Source organism: bacterium, assembly GCA_026398675.1.
GTDB lineage: Bacteria > RBG-13-66-14 > RBG-13-66-14 > RBG-13-66-14 > RBG-13-66-14 > RBG-13-66-14.
Genome location: JAPLSK010000207.1, coordinates 1 through 4,112, shown reverse-complemented (window position 1 = coordinate 4,112; position 4,112 = coordinate 1). Strand labels below are relative to the sequence as shown.

Genomic DNA, 4,112 nt, shown 5'->3' with positions numbered 1-4,112 from the left:
GTCAATCGATTTAGATGATAGGACGCCACCCGGCGCGAGCTCAAGTTGTGACAAAGGCCGCTCTTTCTGGTATGATTCCTTCGCTTCAACCCGCGGGGGATTCCATGAATGCCATAGACGCCCTGAAAAAGTTCCAGTTCTTTGAATCCATGGAGGAGGGGGAGCTCCGCTTACTGTCCGAGCACCTCGAGCGCGAGCGGTTCACCGCCGGCCAGCGCATCGTCGAGGAGAACATGGCCGGCAAGGGGCTGTACATGATAGTCGAGGGCGAGGTCCGGGTGATCAAGGACCGGCCCGAGGCCGACGATCTCATCCTGGCCGTGCTGCGCCCCGGCGACTTCTTCGGCGAGATGAGCCTCTTCGACGGCGGGCCCCACTCGGCACCCGTCGTGGCCGGTTCCGACACCGAGCTTTTAATCCTGGAGCGTGACAACTTCCTGAGGCTCATGGAGACCGACCCCATCGCGTCCCTGAAGATCACCGTGCGGGTGGTCAAGGTCCTATCCTTCCGCCTTCGCACCGCCAACGAGAAGCTCCTCGCCGCCTCGCCCAAGGACGCCAAGCCGCTCTTCGGATACTTCTCCGAATACGACGAGTCCGCCGGCATCTGACGGGCTCCCGTCGTTTCGTTTTTCAAAAGCAACACCAACCCATTGGAGCAGCCCATGAGCATCAAGAAAATCGCCGTCATCGGCGCCGGGACGATGGGCGCTGGTATAGCCCACGTCGGCGCCCAGAGCGGCTACGACGTCGTCATGGTGGACCAGTGCGAGGATTGCCTCGCCAAGGGCCTGGCCGCCATCGGCAAAAACCTGGACCGCATGGTCAAGAAGGAGAAGATAACCGAGGCCGACAAGCAGGCGACCCTCGGCCGCATCAAGGGCTCCACGAACTTGAAGGACTGCGCCGGCGCCGACCTGGTCATCGAGGCCGTCTTCGAGGATCGTGGCGTCAAGAAGGACCTCTACGCCAAGCTGGAGGAGGTCTGCGGCCCGAATGCCCTTTTCGCCAGCAACACCTCCACCATCCCCATCACCGAGCTGGCCGGATACACCAAGCGCCCGGCCAAGTTCATCGGCATGCACTTCATGAACCCGGTGCCCATGATGAAGCTGGTCGAGGTTATCCGCGGTCTGGACACCTCCGACGAAACCCTGGGCGCCGTCGTCGAGCTCGCCAAGAAGCTCGACAAGGAGCCCATCGAGGTCAACGACTTCCCCGGTTTCGTCTCCAACCGCATCCTCCTGCCGATGATCAACGAGGCGGTCTACGCCGTGATGGAGGGCGTGGCCACCCCGGAGGCGATTGACGGCGTCATGCGGCTGGGGATGAATCACCCCATGGGGCCTTTGGCCCTGGCTGACCTCATCGGCCTGGACGTCTGCCTGGACATCATGGAGGTTCTCCACGAGGGGCTGGGCGATTCCAAGTACCGCCCCTGCCCGCTGCTCAAGAAGATGGTGGCCGCCGGCCGCCTGGGCCGAAAGTCCGGCAAGGGGTTCTACGACTACAGCCAGTGAGCCGGGTCAAAAGTGATTAGAACAAAGGCGGGGTCGGCCCCGCCTTATTATTCTCCCGGATGTGCCGGTAGATTTAGTTTGTCCCTAAATTGGTAGCCAAATATCCGCTTCGACCGGCCCTTCTTCCGGATAGATGGGAAAATCGGTAGCTGCGGTAATATCGTCGTTTGTGCAGTCAACCTTGCCATCCCAACCCGCCGGCCAGCCGCCCAACAGGTGGAACTCGTATTGGCCATGATTGTTTGTTTGAGCCCTAGAAATGTAAAACCAGGGGTCGGTTGATTCTTCCCTTTTGTACACCAGTACCCACACCCCTTTTACAGGCTGCTCCTGGCTATCGTAAACCGTTCCGTACACTGCGTAATTGCTCACGGCCAGCGGTTTCACCTCGTCGTCCGTGGAGACGGCGTCGGAGCGGCCACCAGGGCGATTACGCCGGCGGCGATTACGGCGAGGAGCACTATGTACAGCTTTTTCATCACTTTCTCCTTTGTGGCTTGGGTTGTACTTTTCCAAGAATCCTAGTTTTAAAATAGTCCGGAATTTCGCGTCTGTCAAGGTTGAATTGAAGACTAAATGTGACTTATTTTAAATTTTTTCAGTTTAGCCCTTGACACTCGACTATTTCCAGACTAGATTAGCTACGTAAAGGAAGAGTAAAAGGGGGCGTGTAATGAAAGCGCTTCGCCCAATGGTAATCCTTTTGTTCCTGGCGTCCGTCTCCTCGGCCGGCGAGTGGCGCTTTGTGAGCTTGGACGCGGGTTTAAACCCCCAGAATCCCTCCCTGAAATTAGACACCACCGGCGACCCCCATATCTCCTATTACACTCCTATCAGCGCTGACCTTAAATATGCTCATTGGGATGGTATCGTCTGGCGGATAGAGACCGTGGACTCGGAGGGCTATGTCGGTTTGTATTCCTCCTTGGCGCTGGATTCCTCCGCCCACCCGCATATCTCGTATTACGACAGCGACAACAGGGCTATAAGGTACGCCCACTGGGACGGAAACGAATGGCTTATCGAGACGGTGGACACGGGTAGTGAGGTGGGCGCATGCAACTGTTTGGCGGTGGATGACTCCGACCGCCCTCACATCGCTTATATCGATTATTCCAACGATAATCTCAAGTACGCGAGCTGGGACGGCAACGCCTGGCGGATAGAAACGGTGGACTCGGCGGGAAGTGTATACGGCTTCCCATCCCTGGCGCTGGATTCCAACAACAACGCACATATATCTTACTGCGATTATTCCCAATGTCTCAAATACGCCAGTTGGGATGGCGACGAATGGCTTATCGAGACCGTGGACTCGGGGAATTTCTACTGCACCTCTTTGACGTTGGACTTATACGGTTACCCCCGCATCGCGTATGAGGGAACTGTATCAGGTAAAGTTAGATTGAAATACGCCCGCTGGGACGGCGACGAATGGTTGCTCGAGACCGTGGGCTCGGAGGGAGGGGGCAGTATTTCTCTGGCGCTGGATTCCTCCGAATACCCCCACATCAGTTATTACTATGCCCCCGCCTATGACGTCAAATACGCCAGTTTGGACGGCGACGAATGGCTGATAGAGACCGTGGACTCGGAGGACCAAGTGGGTTGGATCAACTCGCTGGCGCTGGACTCCTCCGACAAACCCCACATAGCGTATCAAGATGATACGTATTATGCCCTCAAATACGCCTGGTACGACCCCTATAGTTTTCACCTTTTAGCTCCCGAGATGTACGAGGTCGTCCAGACGGCGATGCCGCTTTTGGATTGGGGGGATACTTCCGACCCCGACCACAAGAGTTACACCCTATGGTGGGGGACCGATTATAAATTCGAAACCTATAATGAGGTGACCGGTATTTCCATATCCGAGTATACGATACCGGGAGGAATCGAGGACGGGGACTGCATCTACTGGCGGGTGAAATCCATTGACGGGGGGGGTGGCGAGAACTGGGCCGTCGAGACGGACTGGTTCTTCGACACGGATTTCTTCCATCTCCTGAGCCCCGCCAAAGGCGAGGTTGTGGACGCCTTTCCCCTGACCTTCGATTGGCAGGACCAAGAGATACCCGGCCTGGAATCCTACATCCTCTGGTGGGGCGAAGACCCGGAGTTCATCACCTATAACGAAATCACGGATATTGAAGAGTCGGAGTATACGTTATCCGGCGGCCTAGAGGATGGGGACCGCATCTACTGGCGGGTGAAATCGCTGGACTCGGAGGGCGGGGAGTACTGGGCCGCGGAGCTGGACTGGTACTTCGACGTGGACCTGGGCGGCGGGGTGGACGTCGCCGACTTCGGCGCGGGCGCGACCGACGAGGGCGTTTTAGTCAACTGGCGCCTCTCGGGCGAGGAACCGACCGGGGTGCGCGTCCTGCGGGGCGAGGGCGAGCCGGAGATTATATCGGGCAATCTGCCCGGCGATTCATCAAGATACCTCGACCGGGGCGTGGAGCCGGGTGTCGAGTATTGCTACTGGCTGGAGGTCACCGAGGCCGACGGGTCGGTCTCCCGATTCGGCCCCACGGAGGCGATCACTCTCCCCGCGGAAACGTTCGAGCTAGTCCTCTACGCCGCCTACCC

At 58.0% G+C, this 4,112-nt stretch carries 4 protein-coding genes; 3 read left to right on the top strand and 1 reads right to left on the bottom strand.

What is annotated here, in order from left to right:
* Positions 1-104: 104 nt before the first annotated feature.
* On the top strand, positions 105-611 hold the full coding sequence (locus NTW26_06895; GenBank protein ID MCX7021984.1) for a cyclic nucleotide-binding domain-containing protein: 507 nt from the start codon (positions 105-107) through the stop codon (positions 609-611).
* 54 nt (positions 612-665) lie between these two features.
* The gene (locus NTW26_06890) at positions 666-1,520 is read left to right on the top strand and encodes a 3-hydroxybutyryl-CoA dehydrogenase (GenBank protein ID MCX7021983.1); all 855 of its coding nucleotides are present in this window, start codon (positions 666-668) and stop codon (positions 1,518-1,520) included.
* Positions 1,521-1,604: 84 nt separating this feature from the next.
* Here NTW26_06890 and NTW26_06885 read toward each other — a convergent pair whose 3' ends face one another.
* The gene (locus NTW26_06885) at positions 1,605-1,907 is read right to left on the bottom strand and encodes a hypothetical protein (protein ID MCX7021982.1); all 303 of its coding nucleotides are present in this window, start codon (positions 1,905-1,907) and stop codon (positions 1,605-1,607) included.
* 286 nt (positions 1,908-2,193) lie between these two features.
* On the opposite strand from NTW26_06885, the gene NTW26_06880 reads away from it, so the two are divergent.
* Positions 2,194-4,112, top strand: a 1,919-nt coding sequence (locus NTW26_06880; protein MCX7021981.1) for a hypothetical protein, incomplete at its 3' end; no start/stop codon positions are given.

Excerpts from the sequence above, each read along its gene's own strand:
- NTW26_06895 (MCX7021984.1), top strand. The coding sequence starts at position 105 with ATGAATGCCATAGACGCCCTGAAAAAGTTCCAGTTCTTTGAATCCATG.
- NTW26_06890 (MCX7021983.1), top strand. The coding sequence starts at position 666 with ATGAGCATCAAGAAAATCGCCGTCATCGGCGCCGGGACGATGGGCGCT.